The sequence below is a fragment of the Vibrio jasicida 090810c genome (assembly GCF_002887615.1).
GTDB lineage: Bacteria > Pseudomonadota > Gammaproteobacteria > Enterobacterales > Vibrionaceae > Vibrio > Vibrio jasicida.
In genome coordinates, this window is sequence record NZ_CP025793.1 from 1,206,785 (window position 1) to 1,227,035 (window position 20,251).

Sequence of the window (20,251 nt, forward strand, 5' to 3'; positions counted from 1 at the left end):
GGATGATCTTTACATCAAATCATAAAAGGTGAACCGCCGGGAATGGGTTATTTGGATTGGTTAGGCTACATGTAAGAAATATCCAAGTTGCTCAAATGTCACACTAGTAAAGGACCAGGGAAGGTGTTTGATGGAGGTATCTCTACGCGAGATAACAAAGGAAAACTATGAGTCCGTCAGTGAACTCGATGTTACTAAAGAGCAAGAGTCTTATGTCGCTTGTAACATGTGGTCGCTGGTGGAATCATTCTATAACGATACGCACGTAACTCGTGCCATTTACCAAGATGAACAAGTTGTCGGCTTTTTTATGTGGGTTCGGGAAACAAAAGAAAAAATCTCTATTTGGCGTTTTATGATTGATGCCAAATATCAAGCGAAAGGCATAGGGCGTATAGCTCTTCATAAGGCGCTAGAGGAAATCAAACAGACTGAAAGCCTCCGTCAGATTGAAATTTGTTACAACCCAAACAACCCCATAGCAAAAACGTTTTACTCTCAGTTTGGTTTTATGGAAGTTGGTATGGACGAAGATGGCGAAGATATGCTCGCTATTATCAGCCTTGAACCAATATGACAAGGCATGTGAAAAGAGCAAGCATCGTAGTTGGTGCTTGCCCTTTAGCGTTTTACTCTGTCGATAGTTTAGCGATGAAAATCAGACTCTCATTCATTGGTCTGTTGATGTGCAAATCTTACTATCTCACTAACTTAATCGCATTTATTTAGTATTTGTCGTTGGCATAGGAGCAAGTAGCGCTTCCAGTTCCTCAGGAGTGAGTAGATCTTTCTTTTGTAAAATATCACTCTGTTCCAAAGATAACCGTGTCTTACTTATCAAGTATTTTTTTTGAGTTGGTGTGAGATCCTTTAAGGAGTCAATCAAATCTTTGAAGTGGTTTGTGTTCATAGCCTAGCTTTTCCCCGTTGACGTTTTATAATTTTCTAATGGTCTTAGTCCATATTGACTAAATAATCGTTAATTTGTTTATTAATGGTGACAAGCTCTTTATTAATTATAGCGATATCTGCGTTATCGGGAGCGATATTGTCACGTGTGTGTTCTTCAACTTTACCAAGAGCGGAGACTGCCGCTTCTTCTCCAAAGCTTGAAAGTATGCCTTTCAAACTATGAGAAAGAAGGAATAGTTCCGACCAGTTTTGTTCTGCATTGAGTTTATTAATTCTGTCTAAACCATCTTCGTAGTCTTCCATGTAGGTTGAGAAAACAGCAAAGATAATATCGACATCGTTATCCATGTAGGTGTTAAGTACTTCGAAGTTAATCATCTCTCATCTCCACTGTGGTATGTGTAAGTTAAAAGGCAAAGGTAATTGAGTTGAGTAGGAGCCGGAAAGGTAATCCTTCAACCAGTTCGACCAGTTTGGGGGGAGTGGTCGTTGCGATAGAAATTCGATACTTTCATCCAAGATGATATTAGGTGCTGATATGTTGTTGTCGGAAAGGTCTTTTAGTCTCAGCTCAGTTGAAAAGGGATACTTTTGTCGAAACTTTGGTTCTTTCGAATTGTGCTGGGGGTGGCCTTTTAAAGGAATGCCAGACTTAGCCGCCACTAAGGTAAGTAAGCTCTGCTTTATTGCAAATTCACCAAAAAAGTCCATCAATGGTATCGCTTGCTTTAACAGCAATAAGGGGGTTTTACTTGGCACAGAGTAGTAATAGCTCAGAGATTGCATCAATTTTTTGTGCGCGTGTTCTGGTCGTGATTCCAGCAAAAGTAACTTACATTGCATCATTTGTTTGAATGCGGCGAGATCAATCTGCTGGTTTCGATTCAATTGCTTTTCGGCCAGCAAGCAAAAATCATTAAGTTTCAAAAGAACACGTTTCTTCTCATTCGACGAGCGGAGTGTTTTAAAGTGCTCGCTGATGATGTCGACATAGGCGTTCATCGCTGATAGCCATTGTGAATCTGTAGAAGAAACATTTGAAGCGTACATATAACCTACATCGTACAGCCGATCAATTTGGCCTAGTTTGGCAAGGATTCTTGATACGGTTACTAATCTGATACTACTACTTGGTGTGAGCTCAAAAGCGCGATTAGCCAATATAGACGCATTATTTTGTTGGCCGAGACTTTCATAAAGGCCCACGAGGTTATCTATGGCACGCAAGCAAAGTGGGTTTCGTGTGACATAATCAGCAAGGATAGTGACTGCTTCACGAATATTTCCTTTCTTGTGCTGTACGAAAGCTTCTGCACAGATACGACTTGCGTGTTCCTTTTCTGTACAAAAAGGTAGAAAGTTTTCGAGTACATCAAATTGCTTCGTTTCTATGAGTGTATCGATAAGTAAAGATTCCACGCACACGCTTTGTGTATGCTTTTTATGCAGTTGAGCGATATCGGCGAGGGTAGGTCTTTCAATCTTACTTAGTTGATTTCCCACGTCTGCCAGTTGATGTTGTTCTTGCAGCGCTGCTAGCATTTTGTTCTTTAACGCTTTGGTTTGCAGTGGCTTGGTGAGTAAGTGACGAACTCGGCCAGACAAAGCCGTCAAAACAGTCTCTTGAGTAGCGTCGCCAGAGATCATCAATACCGCTGTCGTCTCTGAAATGAGTTTTGCGCGGCTCATTAAATTGATCAGATCTAAGCCAGTCAGTTTCGTCGATAGGTGGTAATCCATCACAATGAAAGAATAGAAGCGAGTTTTGACCGCGGCGAGTGCTTCTTGTGCGCTGTTTACACAAGTGATGTTGGCGATTTTTGCGCCAAGCGCAACAAGTTGATGCCTGATCAACGTCGATGAGGTTGAGCAGTCATCTATCACCAAAATACCAATGTTCTCGACTTCAATCTTCCCTGCGGTCAAACTTCTTCCAATTTTACAGATTAGTACACTCTAAAATAAAATTAGTCATCGGATTGCATAAAGGCAAGCTGTTTCTAAGATTAAAAAGGGGCAACATGCCCCCCATCAACATTTGCGTGAATTAACTCTGCACAGAGTCCGTTTCTATTCTTCTTAGCAGCTCGTTCGCTTTTTTCATCGCTCTTCTTGCACTTGTCGACTTCCGTTTGTTCAAGAGGATGTCTGAGAATTGCAGGTACTTATCCGCCGTTTGAAATCTTAAGTCGTTAATATCTTGAAATCCCGTCGGAAAGTTTTCAGAAAATAGGTCAATATCTTTAACCAATTTGTCGAGATTGACGGTTGTTCTCGCTTGCTTCAAACGGTAGTAGAGCCCTTCAAATTCTTCTTGATAGAGTAAGCGAGCAGCATCGGCCGGGAATGGCAATGGATTTTGACTGTCTTTTGCTGTCTCAAAGAGTTTCATTTCTAAAACTGCATCTTTCATCGCATTACTGATTGCGATGTTTTGGCGGTGCTCATCAGAATCGGCAAAAAAGGTATTTCCAACTTTGATTAAAGTGACAAGTGCGGCTGCATCTCTTAGCTGTAACGCTTCATTTAAGTGCTGGCCGAAGACCTCGCTTGCAAGTGAACTTGGCACAAACGGGTACTCTTGATGAATTTGATGTAATTCTTGTTTTAGGTCATAAATTGACTTGGAGCCTTCAATTTGGGTGTAGCTTGATTTCTCTAACTGGCTGTTAATTTGCCTCGCGATAGAAAGTAACGTTGAATGCTTACTCGATTGAATATCCAGTGCAAGCACTTCAATTTTATGGGAGTCAGGATAGTAGACTTTAGCTTGTTGAAGAATTTCCTCAATCTGGTCGTAATTGGGATAAGTACTAACATCAGAGTTAAGTACATCATCAATCTTTGATTCGTAAGCACCAAGTAGGTAGGGCTTATACAGCCTTAAAAAGCCCGCTTTGATCACCGGATGCAGATCATGTTGTGAATCGATAAGAGATTTCGTGTTTTCTGGCGCGGTATCGAGTAGTGCTTGTGCTGAACTAATATGCTTTGTTTGCTGGTTTAATGCAGCCTCAAGTTGAGTGAGCTGGTCTTGTTGATCTTGATATACCAACCCTAAAAGCGTTGCGACGACAAGCGATGCTGCGACACTTGTATAAACTGGCCATCTCGTTTTGTTTATGTGCTGTTTAAGGAGTTCTGCACTAAGGTCCGTTGGTGCGAGTCCTTTATTTAGCACTTTCGAGACTAAAGACCATTTCGTGAGCGGGAAATGAGCGGGCTTAGTGACGCGAACATTTTTCTTTAGTGCTTCGTCAACCGGTGTGCGTGCGTAAGGGTGTTTACAACTCAATAATTCATAGGTAATGCAACAAAGAGCAAAAATATCATCACTAAACTGAGGATCGTTTCCTGAGAGAATATCAAGTGAAGCGTAGTTTGGCGTAAACCCCAGAGTATCACTTTCTTGGGTTTTACGTTTAGCGGCATATTGGTCGTGCTTTAACTGTTGAGTTTTGGATACACCAAAGTCTAGAAGTTTAACTTTTCCTTCTGAGGTAAGAATGATGTTCGCAGGCTTAAGGTCGGCATGAACCACGCCTAGAGAGTGGGCATACGCGAGAGCATTCAGAGTTTCATTTAAAATAGACAGCGCGGCCTTAAATTTAAGACCATCAGGGCGAGAGCGCTGAATCAGAGTTTCTAAAGTTTCACCATCCACATACTCCATGACGAGAAAATACACGTCGCCATCAACGCCAAAGTCGTAAACACGAATTATGTTAGGATGGCTGAGTTTTTGAGTTTGCTGTGCTTCTCGAATCAACATTCGTGCGGTTTCAGGTTGGGAAGAGAACTCCTCCTGAAGAATTTTTAATGCGACGTAAGGTTTATCAGTCCCTGATGACTCAAGGATTTTATCTTTTGCCAAGTAAACATCGCACAACCCGCCGTGCCCAATAAGCGATTCAATTTCATAGCGACTCTTGATGGTTTCACCAACTAAAGACTGCGATGTTGAAGGTTCTCTTTGATTGCATGAAGTATTGTCTATTTTATTATCTAGAGAATAAGTGTTTTGATTTTGAGACATTTTTGTATTTGTCTCATTATTTAATTGGGCGGAGCCTTCATAATTTGAGTCAACAATCTTATCAACTGTATTTTCTCTTTTTTGAGTCTTTACAATTTTTGTTTTATCACCGCTCGTATCTTTATTTATAGAATTGTTTTTACTTTGGTCTTCCATCACAGAGGCTCCGTATAAATGATGGTGAAAATATATAGTCTAATAACTCATGAAAAATGATGACTTTTTGATTTCTCGGTCAAGCTAACATCGGTTTTTTGACGCGTGTAAATTGAAGTGTCAAAAATTTGAACCTCGTTGTATATTTTGTTCTGAGTAAAAATACCTGATTGCTTTGCTAGAAAATTAATTCATTATTCCGTTCTTGAAATATAAATATTATTTTATGGGTCGATAATAACTTAATTGTTAATAAACAAACGATCTAAACATAAAGAATGAAACACAAATATTAAGCAGTCCCTTTGGCGAGGTTTACATGACGTTGGTTTTAACCATAACGAGTTTTCATAAGTTCACTCCTGAGATAGAAGGCGAGTTCATCTTTGACGCAAGCGGCGAACACGAAAAAATTTCCTTTGGCCGCTCTGAACAATGTGACTGGACACTTCCCGATCCAGAAAGAGTCATTTCAGGTAAGCATGGTGAAATTATCAAGTTTGGTGACAAGTATTTGATCAAAGACTTATCGACCAACGGTACATTCGTGAACAACTCAGTCAGTCCAATCGGACAGGGCAATGAAATCGCTCTAGCTCATGATGATGTGGTGACCCTCGGCGATTATCAAATTCAGGTTAGCGTTCAGGAGAAGTGTTTAGAACAGGTGCCAGTTCAAAGTGTTGAATCAAATGAATCCTTTAACGAAGGCGCTAGCAGTAATTTCAATCATAGTGACTTTGGCATAAGCGCTTCTGAACTCTTAGAGGACTGTGTTTCCAATGAGTATCAGTTAGATATTGGCTTAATGGATGACTTTATTGAGCCCTCGATTCCTCCTCAGCAAGAACAAGATATATCACGTCTCGTCACAGAAGAACCGAACAAAACTCGCCAAAAACTGAGTGCCTGTAATGAGGCTGACGCGTTCATTCGCGGATTGGGTATTAGTCCGAATATGGTACCTGACGAGCAGAGAGAGATGTGGTTTCAGCAGCTAGGAGAGTCTTTTTCTTTAATGCTTACAGGATTAATGGAGACTTTACACAATCGAGCTGAATTCAAACAGACTAATCGCTTAAATCATACCGCATTTAGAAAATCTGAGAATAATCCACTCAAATTCTCGGCCAATTTAGAAGACGCTATGCATAATCTTTATAACCGGAAAACAGCGAGTTTTATGCCGCCTGATTCGGCAATAAAAGAGGCATTTAAGGATATTGAAAACCATGAACAAGCATTAATGCAAGGTGTGAATGGGACGGTAATAAGTGTTATGTCATTAGTTGATCCATCTTTAATATATTCTGAGTCACTTTCTAATGATAGTTTGTTTAATAAAGTGATTCCGACAAGAAAGTATTATAAAAGTTGGAAAAGGTTCGAGGTTATTTATAACCAACTAACCAACGACGTTGTGAATAAAGAGAATCTTTTTTATTTAGATGACTTTGCCAAGCATTATGAAAACGCTCTAAGACGTGATAGTTAAGGTCTAATTATGAAATTAGTTAAAAGAATAGTATTACTGATATTAACAGTGACTCTCATTGGGTGTTCAGCGGCAAACTTAGTGGTTGACCCTTATGCAGATTTAGAAATAACGGCGAGCCATAATATCAATCCAGATTCCAATGGGAGGCCGTCACCAGTTGTTATATATATTTTCGAACTTACATCACCAACGGTATTTGAAAGTCAGGACTTTTTCTCGATATACGAAAGCTATGACAAAGTTCTGGGCCCCGATTTAGTCAACAAATTTGAGATATCCCTAACGCCAGGTCAAAAGGAGGTTTACCAAGCCAGTATGTCTCCCCAGACAGAGTATCTCGGCTTAGTGGCTGCGTTTCGAGACATCGAAAACTCGAATTGGAGGCAAGTGATCGAAGTTGAAAAGACAGGTTACAACACCTATCAAATCCACTTAGAAGACCTGTCTTTGTTCGTGAAATAATCTTGGTGACTATTCAATGACACACTTTTCCCATACCGCTTGGTGTGAGGGGATGTTTTTGCGTCCTCAACATTTCCAGCAAAGTGAACGAGCAACTGCTCACGAATACAAAGGGCTAGTTCACTTACAGCACGCATACAATTGGGGCGTATCATCGAGCCTAATCAATTCTACCGCTTTAAAAGAAGGGGTTATTGAGATAGAAAAGATCGATGCGATCCTGCCAGACATGACTCTCGTTCAATGGAAAAAAGGTGATGCGAGCATAACGCCGTTATTCGTAAAAAAAGGCACCCATCAAACGTTGGTCAAAATCGTTGTCCCGGCGTTTAGCTTAAAACAACGATTGGTCTCTGATAAAAGTGAGGAATTGGTTTCACGTTATCTTCTAAAAGATTTGGATGTTGTCGATGTTTTAACTGGGGAAGATGAAGAGTGCATTCAAGTAACCGCGATTAATCTGGAGCTAGCAGCAAGTAATGAGAAGCAGTCTGGCTTTATTGAATTGCCGATTTTCAAAATCAAAGAAGTATCCGATGAAGGGGCAGTCATTCTTGATGAAGAATACATCCCACCACACATAAATATTCTGAATAGTGCTGTTATAACCACATGTTTACGTAACGTACTTGCAATGACAAAGATCCGTGCAGACGTTGTGTCTCAGCGTTTGGTTCAGGGTAAGGCGGCTTCCGCTTCTGCGGTCGATTTTATTATGCTGCAGATGTTGAACCGCTATGAAGTTGTTTTACGTCACTTTTCCGAACTAGAACAGGTACATCCTTTAGATTTAGTAGCACTACTGCATGGTTATATCGGTGAGTTATCGACGTTTTCGAGTAAGAACAAACGTGTTCCGGAACTAAAAAAATACGATCACTTCGATCTTTCCAGTGTGTTTCATGAGATTAATCAGATACTCAGCCAGTACTTAAGTGTCGTTTTAGACCAAACGGCGAATAAGTTACCACTTGAAATACGTCAATATGGCATCCAAGTGACACCTCTGCCAGATAAACGCTTACTGGAGTCTTGCCAGTTTGTACTCGCGGTTAAGGCTGATACAACCACCGATGAAATACGACGCTTAGTGCCTGCTCAGCTTAAGTTAGGGCCTGCAGAGCAAATACGCGATCTCATTAACAATCAAATCAACGGTATCAGTGTTGCGCCTTTGAGTGTTGTTCCAAGACAAATACCTTATCAAACGGGCTATGTGTACTTCGAGGTTGTGAAAAAGGGACCGTTCTGGATGAGGCTGCGAGAAAGTGGCGGCATCGCGCTACAACTTTCTGGTCACTTCCCGAATGCTGACATTGAACTTTGGAGCATTAGCCAATAACAGGCTTCGTCATTATGGAACAAACGATAATCAAACCCACACCGGGTGGGCGACCAAATTTAAAACAACCAGACGTAAAGCCAGTAGATAGCACGGTTGTGATCTCTAAAAGCCCTGAGATCGTTAATAACGACTCAGTCGTTGCTTTTGGACTCAACCCAATTTTGGCTGAAGCCAACGGTATCTTATCAATGGTAGGGCAAATTCGATCAACGGCCTCACATTCGGATGTGTTGTTTCTAAAGGAAACACTCGCACAGAAACTGAGAGACTACGAAAACCGACTGCGCCAACATAACGTTGAATTAGAAACCATTGATACAGCACGGTACTGTTTATGTTGCTCAATTGATGAGGCGGTATTGAATACCCATTGGGGAAGCCAATCTACATGGAGTCATGATTCTTTATTGAGTTCATTTTATTCGAGCAGTCAGGGTGGAGAAGCCTTTTTCAAACATCTTGATAATGCACTGTCTCAGCCAGAGTCGCAGCTCGATTTGTTAGAGTTGATGTATGTTTGCTTGTCGCTTGGTTTTGTCGGGCAATACCGTTTAGAGAAAAATGGCTTAGAAAATCATCGACGTCTTAGAAAGCAAATCATGAGCATTCTTAAGTCCTATGGGCGTGGTACTGCAAAAGAAATGAGTGCCAATATTGATAAGCGCACGCTTACAGGTTCCCAAATGTCAGAACGAGCACCATTGTGGGTTGTATGCTCGGTTACCTCGGCAATTTTAGTGTGCGTTTTTATGTACCTTAGCTATGACTTGAATAGTGCTTCCAATCGAACGTTTTCGAATTTGGTTAATTTGATCCAGCCGGATAGGCAAGTCTCGTCAGCGGAGCTTGAGTCGAAGGTTCAACCTGTGGCGGATCGTATCTCTATGTATCTTGCGACGGAAATGAATAAAGGATTGGTTACGGTAGAAGCGTTACCCGACCGCGTAAGAATATCGTTGAAAGCGCAAGACTTATTTGAGTCAGGAAGTGCAGATGTTGTTGCTTACATACAACCCGTTGTTTCCAAAATAGCACGTACTCTTGAAGCGACAGAAGGCAAAATTCTTGTTACCGGCCATACGGATGATAACCCTATCTTCACCAGTAAATATCCTTCTAATTGGCATCTATCTTTGGCAAGAGCCACTGCCATGTCAGACCAGTTGATTGCAAATAGTGGGCTGGAAGGAAGAGTGCTACCTGAAGGGTTAGGTGATGCGAGACCTTTGGTGGAAAACACCAGTTCTGACAATAGAGCGTTGAACCGTCGTATCGAAATTGACTTGATTGTCGCAAACTAGGAAAAGTGAGAGATATGAGTATCCGAGAAGTAGGCAGAGTCTTCACTCAGCGCTGGTTTATCGGCCTTATTGGCGTTGCGGCGTGTTCCATTTTTATTTGGGCGGTCGGTCCTTTAATTATTGTCGCTGGCTATGAGCCACTAAAGACAGATTTCCAACGCTTAGTCACAATTCTTATCTTGGTGTTTGTTTGGGGAGTATTCAACCTGACCAAGCAGCATAAACAGAAAGTGAAAGAGGATGAAAGTATCCAGACTTTGCTTGAACTTGATAGTCAATCAGACAAAGAAGCTGCCACCGAAGTTGATTTAATGCGTGATCGTATAGAGCAAGCGATCAAGATTGTCACTAAAACCCATAAAGGTAAACGTAGCCTATATGACTTACCGTGGTATGTACTAATCGGTCCTCCGGGTACTGGAAAAACCACGATTTTGAAGCAGTCTGGGCTGGAATTCCCGTTAGCTAACTCTACAGGGTCAGATTCGGTCGCGGGTGTGGGGGGAACACGACATTGTGATTGGTGGTTTGCGAACAAAGCCGTATTGATTGATACCGCTGGTCGTTACACTACTCAAGATAGCCAAGAGACAGTTGACTCAAAAGCATGGCATGGCTTTCTGGGGTTATTGAAAAAATACCGTACACAAAGACCAATCAACGGCGCAATTGTCACGGTCAGTTTAGCAAGTGTCATGTCTCAAACTCGTACTGAACGAAGTCTTCATGCCAGAGCCATTAAATCTCGTTTACAAGAGCTTAAAAACCAACTTGGTATGCAATTCCCAATTTATGTCTTGTTGACGAAAATGGATCTCGTTGCTGGCTTTAATGAGTATTTCTCGGATTTGAGTAAAGAAGAACGTGACGATTTGTTTGGTTTTATGTTCCCTCAAGAATGCGATGATGAACGCGGAGTGATTTCTCTGTTTAACCGAGAGTTCCATCAGATGCTGGAACGTCTAGATGCACGGATGTTACGCATTCTCGAAACAGAAGACGATCTCGATAAGCGAGCGCTAATATTTGAGTTTCCGAAGCAGTTACGAGTAATACAGGCCAACTTAGACGAATTTCTAGCCGAGATCTTTTCACAAAACAGCTTTGAGGAACCTGCCTTAATTCGAGGTGTTTTCATGGTTAGCTCGGTTCAAGAGGGGGCGCCTATGAATCGATTGATGAGTGAATCTACAAATGGGCTGGGATTGGGCAATTTGCCATTAACCTCACACAGTACCGGCTCACATAGTTTTTTTGTTAAGAGTCTATTTGACCGTGTGATTTTCAAAGAACAATTGTTAGGGACGGTGAATCGTCATTACCAAAGAAAGTCCAGTTGGCTCCATAAAGGGGTATACATCGGTTGTACGATTACGCTCGTGGGAGCCACTGTTGCTTGGGCCACAAGTTATCAATGGAATAAAGAACTTATTAAAGAGACTAATCGTCAGACTGGCCATGTTAACGCCATGATTGGTGCCGACAGTCTGGATTTCGAATCAGATATTATCAGTGCTGTGGAAACGCTAGATCGTATTATGACATTACCTCTTGGAAAACAGAGCCAGTACGGAGAGAGCGACACCATTAAAAAATTTGGTCTTTATCAGGGGGACAAAGTTTCTCAAGCCGCGAATAGCGCTTACATTGCAGCCTTGGCCCAACATTTTTCCCCAATGGTTACTCGCAGCTTAGTCAATGAGATGGAGAGCAACCAGGCACATCGACAATATCTCTATGAAACTCTAAAAACCTACCTAATGTTGTTTAACCCTGATAAATATCAGCAAGAAGAAGTGCTAGCGTGGTTTCGTTTTTATTTTGAACGCCAATATCCAGGAGTGCTTAATGAGGCGTTAAGAGGGCGCCTTATGGTTCATACACAACATCTGCTGGAGAGTAATGAACGCGGTCTTGTTTTTCAAGATGATGTTGTTGCTAGTGCAAGGGACATATTAACTGAGATGTCATTGCCAGAACGTGCGTACCAAAGAATGAAAATTCAGTTTTCAAAGAGCCATGTACCGTCATTTCGTTTAACTGATGTCCTCGGCCCGAAGGGACTGGAGCAATTCGAGCGTATCAGCGGAAAGCCTTTGTCTCAGGGTATTTCAGGCTTTTATACCTACAACGGCTTCCATAGTATTTTTCAAATTCAAATCAACCGAACGGTGAAAGGGTTGATGGAAGAAAATTGGGTCTATGGTGATGACTTACAAGCTCACGAGATAGATCATGCGAGCGCTATTGAAGGTGTACAAAACAGGTATTACCAAGATTATGTCAATGAATGGAAGGATTTGATTCAAGACATTCAATTAAAGCAAGCGCCCAACTTAGAGTTTGCCTCTGAACAAGCAAGAGTCTTAGCTGGCGTAGAAAGGCCTATTGAATCTTTATTGCGTGCGATTCAGAAGGAAGTTGGACTGACGAAGGTTGTATTGTCTGACAATCAAAAAGCCGCTTCTGAGGTCGCTGGTAAAGTAGCAAAAGTTAAGTTCTCTAATACCGCAGATAAGCTAGATATGTATTTACCTGAAGAAAACACCTTTAATGTCGCTTTACCGGGTAAACAAGTAGAACAGCATTTTACAGCTGTGCTCCGTTTGGGTGAGCAGGATTATGCTGATATTCAGCAGGCCATGATTAATTTAAGGTCGTACTTGTCAGATTTATCGAGCTCTGGAAACAATCAAAAAATAGCGTACAAGAGCATTTTGGATGGCACAGTAACACAGGATGTGGCGTCGTCATTTGAACGAGCACAAGAGTTATTGCCTAAACCGTTTAATCAATGGCTAGGAGAATTGTCTCAGGAATCGGTTAAGTTTGCAGAAAGCGGATCTAAGGATCACCTTAATCAATTGTGGTTAACGCAAGTCATTAAACCTTATCGTAGTTCAATCGCTGGTCGTTATCCATTTGTTCCAAATGCGGCAAAAGAAGTGAGATTAAAAGACTTTAAGCGTTTCTTTGGGTATGGCGGGACAATGGACTCATTCTTCAACGAGTATTTAGAACCTTTCGTTGATACTTCCTCAAGACGTTGGACATTTGAGAAAGAGATTGGCGTTCGACAGGAAACATTGGTGGTATTTCAACGGGCTAAGCGAATCAGGCAAACGTTTTTTGAATCCGATAATTCATTACGTGTCGATTTTGGAATGAAGCCAGTCTATCTCGACCAGCATATTACGCGTTTTGTGCTGGAGTTAGGAACTCAAGATCTCGTCTATAAACACGGGCCAGCAAGAGCGAAAGCGCTAAGTTGGCCAGCAGGTCAAGATCAAACTCGAATCGTGTTTACACCACCTGAATCCAATCGCGAAATTGCGCATACCTATGAAGGTGAATGGGGAATCTTTAAGCTTTTAGATCAGTCGCTTAAAGCAAGGCCTGAATCAAGAAAAGACAATATCGTGATGATTGACCTAAAAGGGAACAAGGTTCAGTTAGAGCTTATCCCGACAAGTGCTATTAATCCGTTTTGGTCGAATGAGATGGAGAGATTCCGATGTCCGCAAACCTTATAAGTCCAAGCTGGGGTTATGTTGGCAAAATGCCAGTGAAAGGTGATTTTGTTAAGCATGGATTGCCACAATCTTTTACCAATCGTTGGCATGATTGGCAGCAAGCGATTATTGCGGTCAGTCGAGAGCAGCTTGGTGAACAGTGGGACGAGTGTTTTCTTACGTCACCAGTGTGGAACTTTGCTCTAGATGTCAGCTATATGGAAGAGGCGACTTACATCGGTAGCATGATACCAAGTGTTGATGCTTCTGGACGCTACTTCTTTTTTACTGTTGCTCGCGCGGTCAAAGGAGATGCGACACAGTATTGGTCGAACAATGGTTGGGGGAGAGATAGTCAAGATCTAGCACTCGCTGTTCTTGACGACGCTTTCGTTTTTGATGCATGGACACAAAATTTGAATCAGCCTAGCGACACGCTTTCTAAAATTGACATTGAAGTCTCACCGATATCCGAAATGTATCGAAGTGAGCTCTCAACGGTGTTTTCCCAAAACGAAGCTTTGACATCAACTGCATTGCTTAGTGCGTTAATAAAACAGCAAAACAAAGCGCCTTGCTTTTGGTGGACAGAGGGATCGTCCAAGGTTGAACCGTGTATGTTTGTAAGTTCAGGGCTCCCTTCTATAGGGCAGTTCTCGGCAATGTTAGACGGCCAATGGCACAAGTGGAATTGGTAGGAATAATAATGGATTGGAACTATTTTACGTTTGCCAAAACACATCCTGGAAAGGTGAGGCCGCACAACGAAGACGCTTTGCTTGATATGTCTGATCATGGTGTTTGGGTCGTCGCTGACGGGATGGGGGGGCACAGTGCTGGCGATATCGCAAGTCAGATGCTGGTCGATCGTATCGCGCGTTATGTAAAAGATTCAGACTCGTTTGGAATCGATGAACTAAGATATGTGGTCCAGCAAGCAAACCGAGAAATTTACCATTATGCACAAGCCCAGTTAGAGGGGAAAACAATGGGAACCACACTCGTTTTGCTGTTAGTGCAAGACGGTTATTACCATTGTTTATGGGTTGGTGATAGTCGTATTTATCAATTAAGAGCGAGTACTTTCTCACAAAGAACACGTGATCACAGCCAAGTGATGGATTTGGTTGAGCAGGGGCTACTCGCATTTGAAGACGCAGAGTCTCATCCGCTTGCAAATGTGATAACTCGTGCGGTGGGAGTAGATGAAGAAGTGACCATAGATCAAATCTCTGGACAGCTCGCGGACGGTGACCAGTTCCTGCTATGTAGTGATGGCTTATCTAAAGAACTGACCAACGAAGAAATGCACAAAACCTTGTATGCAGATTCTGTCAATCAAGCTGGATTAGCCCTCATGCATTCAGCCTTAGTACGTGGTGCGAGTGACAATGTCACGTGTGCGTTGGTGAAAGTGTGTAAAGCAGAGAATGAAATTGAATTGCCACGACACGAAGACGCGACGATTCCAGTCTTCTTAAGAGGAAGGTTGCATGAGTGATATGTTTGATTGGTACGATGTAGCTCTTGAGCCTATCTCTGAGGAAAATCCAACTGGTATCGATCCTCGCGAAGATGTCTCCCCCCAGTCGGCTTACTATCGTTTAAAAGATCATAGAATGGCGGCACGTAATGCAGAGCGAAATGCCATCATCGAAGAGGAAAGCATCCTTACTCATACCAACTTATGGCGTGTATTTGTTGATGAGGTTCCTGATATTCTCGCTTCACAATCTAAAGACTTGGAATTCGTAGCTTGGCTTATTGAAGCATTAACTCGAATTCATGGCTTTCGTGGATTAGGCCTTGGATACCAATTGGCAACGACTTACATCGAAAAGTACTGGGATCAATTGTACCCAATGCCGGATGAAGATGGCATGGAAACCCGAACTTCCTCGATCATCGGACTAAATGGCATTGATAATGAAGGTACATTGATTTTTCCAATTGCCTCGGTGCCGCTAACAGATGTGGGTATAGAACAAGCATATGCATTCTGGGAGTACCAACAAGCTGTTGAGCTAGAACGGTTAGATGAAGACAAGCGTCGTTCAAAAGTTGACCAAGGTGCAGTGGAGATGTCGAAAATTGCAGAAACCGTAAAAGCCACGTCGGATGAATTTTACCAGCAACTGATTGGTGATTTGGAATTTGCAATGATTGCTTTCAGTCAGTTCAGCGAAAAACTTGATGAAGCGGTTGGTGACGTCACCCCAAGTTCTTACATATCAAAAAAATTAGATTCAATACACTCGGCACTTAAGCATTTGTTAGGTAGCCGATTTAAGACGCCTAAAGTAGTTGCAGAACTAAATGAATATGACGGTGAAATCGAAGTGCAAGAACAGTCTTCACCTCTCCAACCACAAGCACTACTAACAACTAATATGCAGTCTCGTGAGCAAGCCATTGAACAATTGCAACAGGTCGCTGACTTCTTTAGAGAGAGTGAGCCACATTCACCAGTTTCTTACTCCATCGAACAGATTATTCGTTGGTGTGGAATGCCTCTGCCTGAATTACTGGCGGAATTGATATCCGACGGGGATGCAAAGAAAAGTTATTTCCGTTTAGTTGGCATAGCAGAACAAAATGAAAATTAAGAAAGGGAGAACGGTATGACGAGTATCCACTCGAAACTGTCACGAGTGAGGAAGCCTCGTGTTCACATTACTTATGATGTTGAAACCGAAGGGACAACGCTAAAAAAAGAGCTTCCTTTTGTTGTCGGTGTAATGGGTGATTTTGCAGGCCAAAATACAGAAGCCTTGAAACCACTTAAAGACCGTCGTTTTATTCAGATCGATCGTGACAACTTTGATGATGTACTTAAAAAGATGAGCCCATCAGTAAAGTTTAAAGTCGCGAACAAATTAGCAAACGATGATTCTCAATTCGAGGTCGATTTAAGTTTCAAATCGATGCAAGATTTTGAACCTGCGGCGATTGTGAATCAAGTGGATCCGTTGCGTCAGTTAATGGAAACGCGCAACAAACTCCGTGATTTAATGACGAAAGTCGACCGTTCTGAGGAGCTAGAAAACATTCTAGAGGATGTTCTGAACAACACTGAGAACCTTACTAAACTAGCGGGTGAACTCAAACTTAGTGAGCCTGCTCCTTCAGATAATCCAGAAGGAGCTCAGTAATGACTACACAAGTTGAAAAGCAACTAGATCCAACAGTTAGCCAGCAAGCGTCTTCATTTTTGGAACAAGCGATCGGAGCGACGAAGCAGACAGAATCCTCTCGAGCGCAAGAGCTGATAAAAACGCTGGCAGAAGAAGCGATGAAAGGCACTGTAACTTGGAATAAGAACTTAACAGTGACATTCCGTGAAGCCATTAATTTGCTAGACCAGCAAATCTCAGAGCAATTGTCTGAAGTTATGCATCACCCTGAGTTACAAAAACTAGAGGGCTCTTGGCGTGGTCTCAATTACTTAGTGATGAACTCTGATACGAGCTCTACCTTAAAGGTTCGTATGATCAGTATTACTAAGAAAGAGCTTCATAAAGACTTGAGTAAAGCGGTAGAGTTCGACCAAAGCCAAATCTTTAAGAAGGTCTATGAGTCTGAGTTCGGTAGTGCCGGCGGTGAACCATACGGCGCTTTGATTGGTGACTATGAATTTACTAACCATCCAGAAGACATTGAATCACTTCGTTTAATGTCGAATGTGGCCGCTTCAGGTTTCTCTCCATTCTTGTCCGCCGCTTCACCAGCTTTGTTTGGTTTTGATGAGTGGACAGAGCTTTCGAAGCCACGTGATTTAGATAAAGTTTTTGAATCTCTTGAATACGCACAATGGCGTTCATTCCGAGAGAGTGCGGACTCACGCTTTGTAAGCTTAACCATGCCCAAAGTATTAGCTCGTTTACCTTATGGTCAAGCGACTTCTCCGGTGGAAGAGTTTGGTTTCGAGGAGTTTGAAGTCGACTCAGTTTCAGGTATCGCGACTAATGCTGAGCATAATGATTACTGTTGGATGAACTCTTCTTACGTGTTGGGGGCAAAGCTTACAGACGCGTTTTCTAAATATGGTTTCTGTACTGCCATTCGTGGTGCTGAAGGGGGAGGTCGAGTGGATAACTTACCGACACACTTCTTCATGAGTGATGATGGCGATCCTGATATGAAATGCCCAACTGAAATTGGCATTACAGACCGACGTGAAGCGGAACTAGGTAAACTTGGTTTCCTACCATTGTGTCACTACAAAAACACCAATTATGCGGTGTTCTTCGGTGCTCAAACTTGCCAAAAAGCAGCCAACCATGATTCGCCGGATGCCACTGCTAATGCGGCTATTTCGGCTCGCCTACCTTATATGATGGCAACGTCACGTTTTGCGCATTATTTGAAAGTCATGGCCCGTGACAAAATTGGCAGCTTCATGGAGGCTGAGGACGTGGAATCGTGGCTTAACCGCTGGATCCTAAGTTACGTCAATGCTTCTGAAGGTGGTGGTCAAGAGATCAGAGCAAAATATCCGTTGGCAGATGCTCGTGTTCAAGTCAAAGAGATTCCGGGTGCACCAGGTTCTTACAATGCTGTGGCTTGGTTGAAACCTTGGCTACAAATGGAAGAGCTCACCACATCACTTCGTTTGGTGGCAAAAATCCCGCAATCGGGTGGTTAAGCACGTTGTGGTTGGCTGTCTTGGCCAACCACACTTTCTAGCGGAATAGGCTTGATACATGCGCAAACATACGTCATTAAATTTCTTAGACCCAAGTGAATTGAAGCACGAATTTAGTCCCCTTGGGTGTGCGGAACTTGATAGCCATTGGATGAATAAATTTATCGACTCAATGGATTCACTACATTCGGCAAAAGTATGGTTGGAAGGTACTAAAAGTCCAAACATGGCGAGTTTTCGACATAGCCTGACGAGTGCTATAGACGAGATTGATGAGCTACTCGAAAAACAACTCAATGAGATAATCCATCATTGTGCTTTCCAGAAGTTAGAGCGCAGTTGGATCGGCCTTCGCTATTTATGTGCTCAGGTCGATGGGCAATCATCAGAAGAAGTTAAGGTAAAGCTCCTTTCAGTAACATGGGACGAAATCAGTAAAGACGCATTAAAAGCGATCGAATTTGATCAGTCTGCATTGTTTAAACTTCTGTATCAAAACGAATATGGAACACCAGGTGGAGAGCCTTTTGGGTTAGTCATTGGTGATTACGAGCTTCGTCACGACCCTGTTACTAACCATTTTGATCGTGATTTATCTGTATTGAGTAAGGTATCTCAATCAGCGGCTGCAGCATTTAGCCCTTTTATATTGTCAGCGACACCGGGTGTTTTTGGGGTGAATCGTTTTTCTGAGCTTTCAGCGATTGGTGATATTTCGACTCAATTTGAACAAGTGGAATATGGGAAGTGGCGAAGGCTACGAGAATCAGAAGAGTCGAAATTTATCGGTATCACTGCACCAAATGTCTTGTTTCGCCAGCCGCATGGCAGCGATGGCACACGAGCGGAAAGTTTTCAGTTTGAAGAGAGAATTGACGACTCAGAAACACAACTTTTATGGGGAAGCGCAGCATATAGCTTCGGTGCCATTGCAATAAGAACGTATCAGGAACACGGTTGGTTTACTCACATGAGAGGAATAAAAAAAGGCGACTATACTCAAGGCCTTGTTCTCGCTCCAACGCGTAGTCAGATTCAGTTTAATGTGAAAAATTCACGTGATAGAAGCCCTTTAAACGTAAAGCTTTCTGAGTCACGAGAGCAGGTTTTAGCAGATAACGGTTTCATGTCACTTACCCCTGTACCGGAAACAGACATGATTGGGATGACATCGAATGTTTCTCTACATGAACCACCGCGATACCAAGAAGCGCACATCAGCGTAAACGCGAAATTATCATCGATGTTGCAGTATACCCTCTGTGTATCTCGAATTGCTCATTACATCAAAGTGATGGGACGGGACAAGATTGGTAGTTACCAAGATTCGTCTGCAATACAACGAGATTTTCAGCATTGGTTACACCAATACACGACTGCTTCTGATGAGGCGTCCGATGAGCTTAGGGCTAAGTACCCCCTGAACGAGGCAAGTATCGCGGTGAAAGAAAAGCGTGATGCGCCGGGGCATTATTATTCGGTGATTCATTTACGTCCTCATTTTCAACTCGATCAAATGGTATCGGCGATCAAATTAATAACGGAGTTATCACCAGAAAAGGTGGTGTAAGGAATCAAAATGACACAATGGAAAAGCGCGTTCGCAGAAGGCAATTTAACAGAAGCACTAGAAGTACTCATCGAGAATATAAAAGCTTCTCCTAAAGATGCAACTCTTCGTAGTTCTTTCATCGAGCTTCTTTGTATTGACGGTAATTTTGAACGGGCGGACGAACAATTGATGCAAGCGATTAAACTGTTCCCAGAATATCTTTCTGGAGCCAGTCAACTACGTCACCTCGTTAAAGCAGCTCAAGCCCGTAAGGATTTTTTTCATGGAGCAGCAACGGCTCAGTTTGTCAGTGACCATGAAGGGCTGAATAGGTTATTGATTGAATTCAACTTAGCACTAAAAAATAATGACCAACGTAATGCCTACAACTTAGCGTCTGAGATAGAACAACAACACGTCAAAAAATCATTTAGTCAGGGCGGTAATATTTATGATGACGTTCGAGACATAGATGATCAATTGGGTGGATACATAGAGCTCTTTTCGACTGCAGGCAATTACTTCCTTGTGCCTATCGCCAATGTAAAACAGCTTGAACTAAAAACACCATCTTCACTATTAGAGACGATTTGGCGTCCCGTTGAATTCGATATAGAAGGTCTAGGTGAAGGCGAGGGTCATACGCCTTTGACTTACATTGGTTCTCAAACCGATGCCCAAAAACTAGGTAGAGAAACGGATTGGCAACAAGTTGGAGAGCAAGAGTTATTCGTTGGGCTGGGTCAAAAGTGCTGGTTAGTGGGTGAAACTGCACTTCCTCTCTTTGATTTGAAATTACTTGAAGAAACCGTATTAACAGCTTAGAGGTCGC

17 protein-coding genes are annotated in these 20,251 nt (G+C 42.3%); 13 read left to right on the forward strand and 4 right to left on the reverse strand.

All coding sequences use genetic code 11. From position 1 onward, the window contains the following. Nucleotides 1-130 precede the first annotated feature (130 nt). Entirely contained in the window at nt 131-577 is a 447-nt protein-coding gene (locus C1S73_RS22915; RefSeq protein ID WP_038867721.1) for a GNAT family N-acetyltransferase, read from the forward strand. Between the two features lie 144 nt (nt 578-721). Here the strand turns inward: C1S73_RS22915 and C1S73_RS22920 are convergent, their stop codons facing one another. The 4 genes from C1S73_RS22920 to C1S73_RS22935 all read right to left on the reverse strand — a co-directional run bounded on the left by C1S73_RS22920 (nt 722) and on the right by C1S73_RS22935 (nt 5,104). Then, on the reverse strand, nt 722-910 hold the full coding sequence (locus C1S73_RS22920; RefSeq protein ID WP_038867720.1) for a hypothetical protein: 189 nt from the start codon (nt 908-910) through the stop codon (nt 722-724). Between the two features lie 44 nt (nt 911-954). Then, entirely contained in the window at nt 955-1,290 is a 336-nt protein-coding gene (locus C1S73_RS22925) for an Hpt domain-containing protein (protein WP_038867718.1), read from the reverse strand. A 3-nt stretch (nt 1,291-1,293) separates the two neighbouring features. After that, a complete protein-coding gene (locus C1S73_RS22930) occupies nt 1,294-2,838 on the reverse strand; it encodes a response regulator (RefSeq protein ID WP_038867715.1) in 1,545 nt (514 codons plus the stop codon). Between the two features lie 121 nt (nt 2,839-2,959). Then, nucleotides 2,960-5,104 carry a serine/threonine-protein kinase gene (locus tag C1S73_RS22935; RefSeq protein WP_038867714.1) on the reverse strand — a complete coding sequence of 715 codons (2,145 nt, stop codon included), beginning with the start codon at nt 5,102-5,104 and terminating at the stop codon, nt 2,960-2,962. Between the two features lie 319 nt (nt 5,105-5,423). Between C1S73_RS22935 and tagH the strand changes: the two genes are divergently transcribed. From tagH to C1S73_RS22995, 12 genes are read left to right on the forward strand one after another with little or no spacing between them, the layout of a single operon-like run. Further along, on the forward strand, nt 5,424-6,599 hold the full coding sequence (gene tagH / locus C1S73_RS22940) for a type VI secretion system-associated FHA domain protein TagH (RefSeq protein ID WP_038867712.1): 1,176 nt from the start codon (nt 5,424-5,426) through the stop codon (nt 6,597-6,599). A 9-nt stretch (nt 6,600-6,608) separates the two neighbouring features. Continuing rightward, a complete protein-coding gene (gene tssJ / locus C1S73_RS22945; protein ID WP_038867710.1) occupies nt 6,609-7,064 on the forward strand; it encodes a type VI secretion system lipoprotein TssJ in 456 nt (151 codons plus the stop codon). 16 nt (nt 7,065-7,080) lie between these two features. Continuing rightward, entirely contained in the window at nt 7,081-8,406 is a 1,326-nt protein-coding gene (gene tssK, locus C1S73_RS22950; protein ID WP_081634757.1) for a type VI secretion system baseplate subunit TssK, read from the forward strand. 14 nt (nt 8,407-8,420) lie between these two features. Beyond that, on the forward strand, nt 8,421-9,710 hold the full coding sequence (tssL, locus tag C1S73_RS22955) for a type VI secretion system protein TssL, long form (protein ID WP_038867707.1): 1,290 nt from the start codon (nt 8,421-8,423) through the stop codon (nt 9,708-9,710). A 14-nt stretch (nt 9,711-9,724) separates the two neighbouring features. Continuing rightward, a complete protein-coding gene (tssM, locus tag C1S73_RS22960; RefSeq protein ID WP_038867705.1) occupies nt 9,725-13,243 on the forward strand; it encodes a type VI secretion system membrane subunit TssM in 3,519 nt (1,172 codons plus the stop codon). After that, nucleotides 13,225-13,920 (forward strand): type VI secretion system-associated protein TagF, encoded by a 696-nt coding sequence (tagF, locus tag C1S73_RS22965; protein WP_038867703.1) that lies wholly within the window; start codon nt 13,225-13,227, stop codon nt 13,918-13,920. The genes tssM and tagF overlap by 19 nt, the downstream gene beginning before the upstream one ends. Nucleotides 13,921-13,928: 8 nt before the next feature. Next, a complete protein-coding gene (locus tag C1S73_RS22970) occupies nt 13,929-14,723 on the forward strand; it encodes a PP2C family protein-serine/threonine phosphatase (protein ID WP_038867701.1) in 795 nt (264 codons plus the stop codon). Continuing rightward, complete coding sequence (gene tssA, locus C1S73_RS22975) at nt 14,716-15,828, forward strand: type VI secretion system protein TssA (protein WP_038867699.1); 1,113 nt, start codon at nt 14,716-14,718, stop codon at nt 15,826-15,828. Before C1S73_RS22970 ends, tssA begins: the two co-directional genes overlap by 8 nt. Nucleotides 15,829-15,843: 15 nt before the next feature. Then, nucleotides 15,844-16,374, forward strand: a complete 531-nt coding sequence (gene tssB / locus C1S73_RS22980) for a type VI secretion system contractile sheath small subunit (RefSeq protein WP_038867697.1) — start codon at nt 15,844-15,846, stop codon at nt 16,372-16,374. Further along, a complete protein-coding gene (tssC, locus tag C1S73_RS22985) occupies nt 16,374-17,867 on the forward strand; it encodes a type VI secretion system contractile sheath large subunit (RefSeq protein WP_038867695.1) in 1,494 nt (497 codons plus the stop codon). The genes tssB and tssC (C1S73_RS22985) overlap by 1 nt, the downstream gene beginning before the upstream one ends. A gap of 58 nt (nt 17,868-17,925) precedes the next feature. Beyond that, nucleotides 17,926-19,437, forward strand: a complete 1,512-nt coding sequence (tssC, locus tag C1S73_RS22990; protein WP_038867693.1) for a type VI secretion system contractile sheath large subunit — start codon at nt 17,926-17,928, stop codon at nt 19,435-19,437. A 9-nt stretch (nt 19,438-19,446) separates the two neighbouring features. Then, the gene (locus C1S73_RS22995; RefSeq protein ID WP_038867692.1) at nt 19,447-20,244 is read left to right on the forward strand and encodes a type VI secretion system accessory protein TagJ; all 798 of its coding nucleotides are present in this window, start codon (nt 19,447-19,449) and stop codon (nt 20,242-20,244) included. Nucleotides 20,245-20,251 lie beyond the last annotated feature (7 nt).

Excerpts from the sequence above, each read along its gene's own strand:
- C1S73_RS22915 (WP_038867721.1), top strand. The coding sequence starts at position 131 with ATGGAGGTATCTCTACGCGAGATAACAAAGGAAAACTATGAGTCCGTC.
- C1S73_RS22920 (WP_038867720.1), bottom strand. The coding sequence starts at position 910 with ATGAACACAAACCACTTCAAAGATTTGATTGACTCCTTAAAGGATCTC.
- C1S73_RS22925 (WP_038867718.1), bottom strand. The coding sequence starts at position 1,290 with ATGATTAACTTCGAAGTACTTAACACCTACATGGATAACGATGTCGAT.
- C1S73_RS22935 (WP_038867714.1), bottom strand. The coding sequence starts at position 5,104 with ATGGAAGACCAAAGTAAAAACAATTCTATAAATAAAGATACGAGCGGT.
- tagH (WP_038867712.1), top strand. The coding sequence starts at position 5,424 with ATGACGTTGGTTTTAACCATAACGAGTTTTCATAAGTTCACTCCTGAG.
- tssJ (WP_038867710.1), top strand. The coding sequence starts at position 6,609 with ATGAAATTAGTTAAAAGAATAGTATTACTGATATTAACAGTGACTCTC.
- tssK (WP_081634757.1), top strand. The coding sequence starts at position 7,081 with ATGACACACTTTTCCCATACCGCTTGGTGTGAGGGGATGTTTTTGCGT.
- tssL (WP_038867707.1), top strand. The coding sequence starts at position 8,421 with ATGGAACAAACGATAATCAAACCCACACCGGGTGGGCGACCAAATTTA.
- tssM (WP_038867705.1), top strand. The coding sequence starts at position 9,725 with ATGAGTATCCGAGAAGTAGGCAGAGTCTTCACTCAGCGCTGGTTTATC.
- tagF (WP_038867703.1), top strand. The coding sequence starts at position 13,225 with ATGTCCGCAAACCTTATAAGTCCAAGCTGGGGTTATGTTGGCAAAATG.
- C1S73_RS22970 (WP_038867701.1), top strand. The coding sequence starts at position 13,929 with ATGGATTGGAACTATTTTACGTTTGCCAAAACACATCCTGGAAAGGTG.
- tssA (WP_038867699.1), top strand. The coding sequence starts at position 14,716 with ATGAGTGATATGTTTGATTGGTACGATGTAGCTCTTGAGCCTATCTCT.
- tssB (WP_038867697.1), top strand. The coding sequence starts at position 15,844 with ATGACGAGTATCCACTCGAAACTGTCACGAGTGAGGAAGCCTCGTGTT.
- tssC (WP_038867695.1), top strand. The coding sequence starts at position 16,374 with ATGACTACACAAGTTGAAAAGCAACTAGATCCAACAGTTAGCCAGCAA.
- tssC (WP_038867693.1), top strand. The coding sequence starts at position 17,926 with ATGCGCAAACATACGTCATTAAATTTCTTAGACCCAAGTGAATTGAAG.
- C1S73_RS22995 (WP_038867692.1), top strand. The coding sequence starts at position 19,447 with ATGACACAATGGAAAAGCGCGTTCGCAGAAGGCAATTTAACAGAAGCA.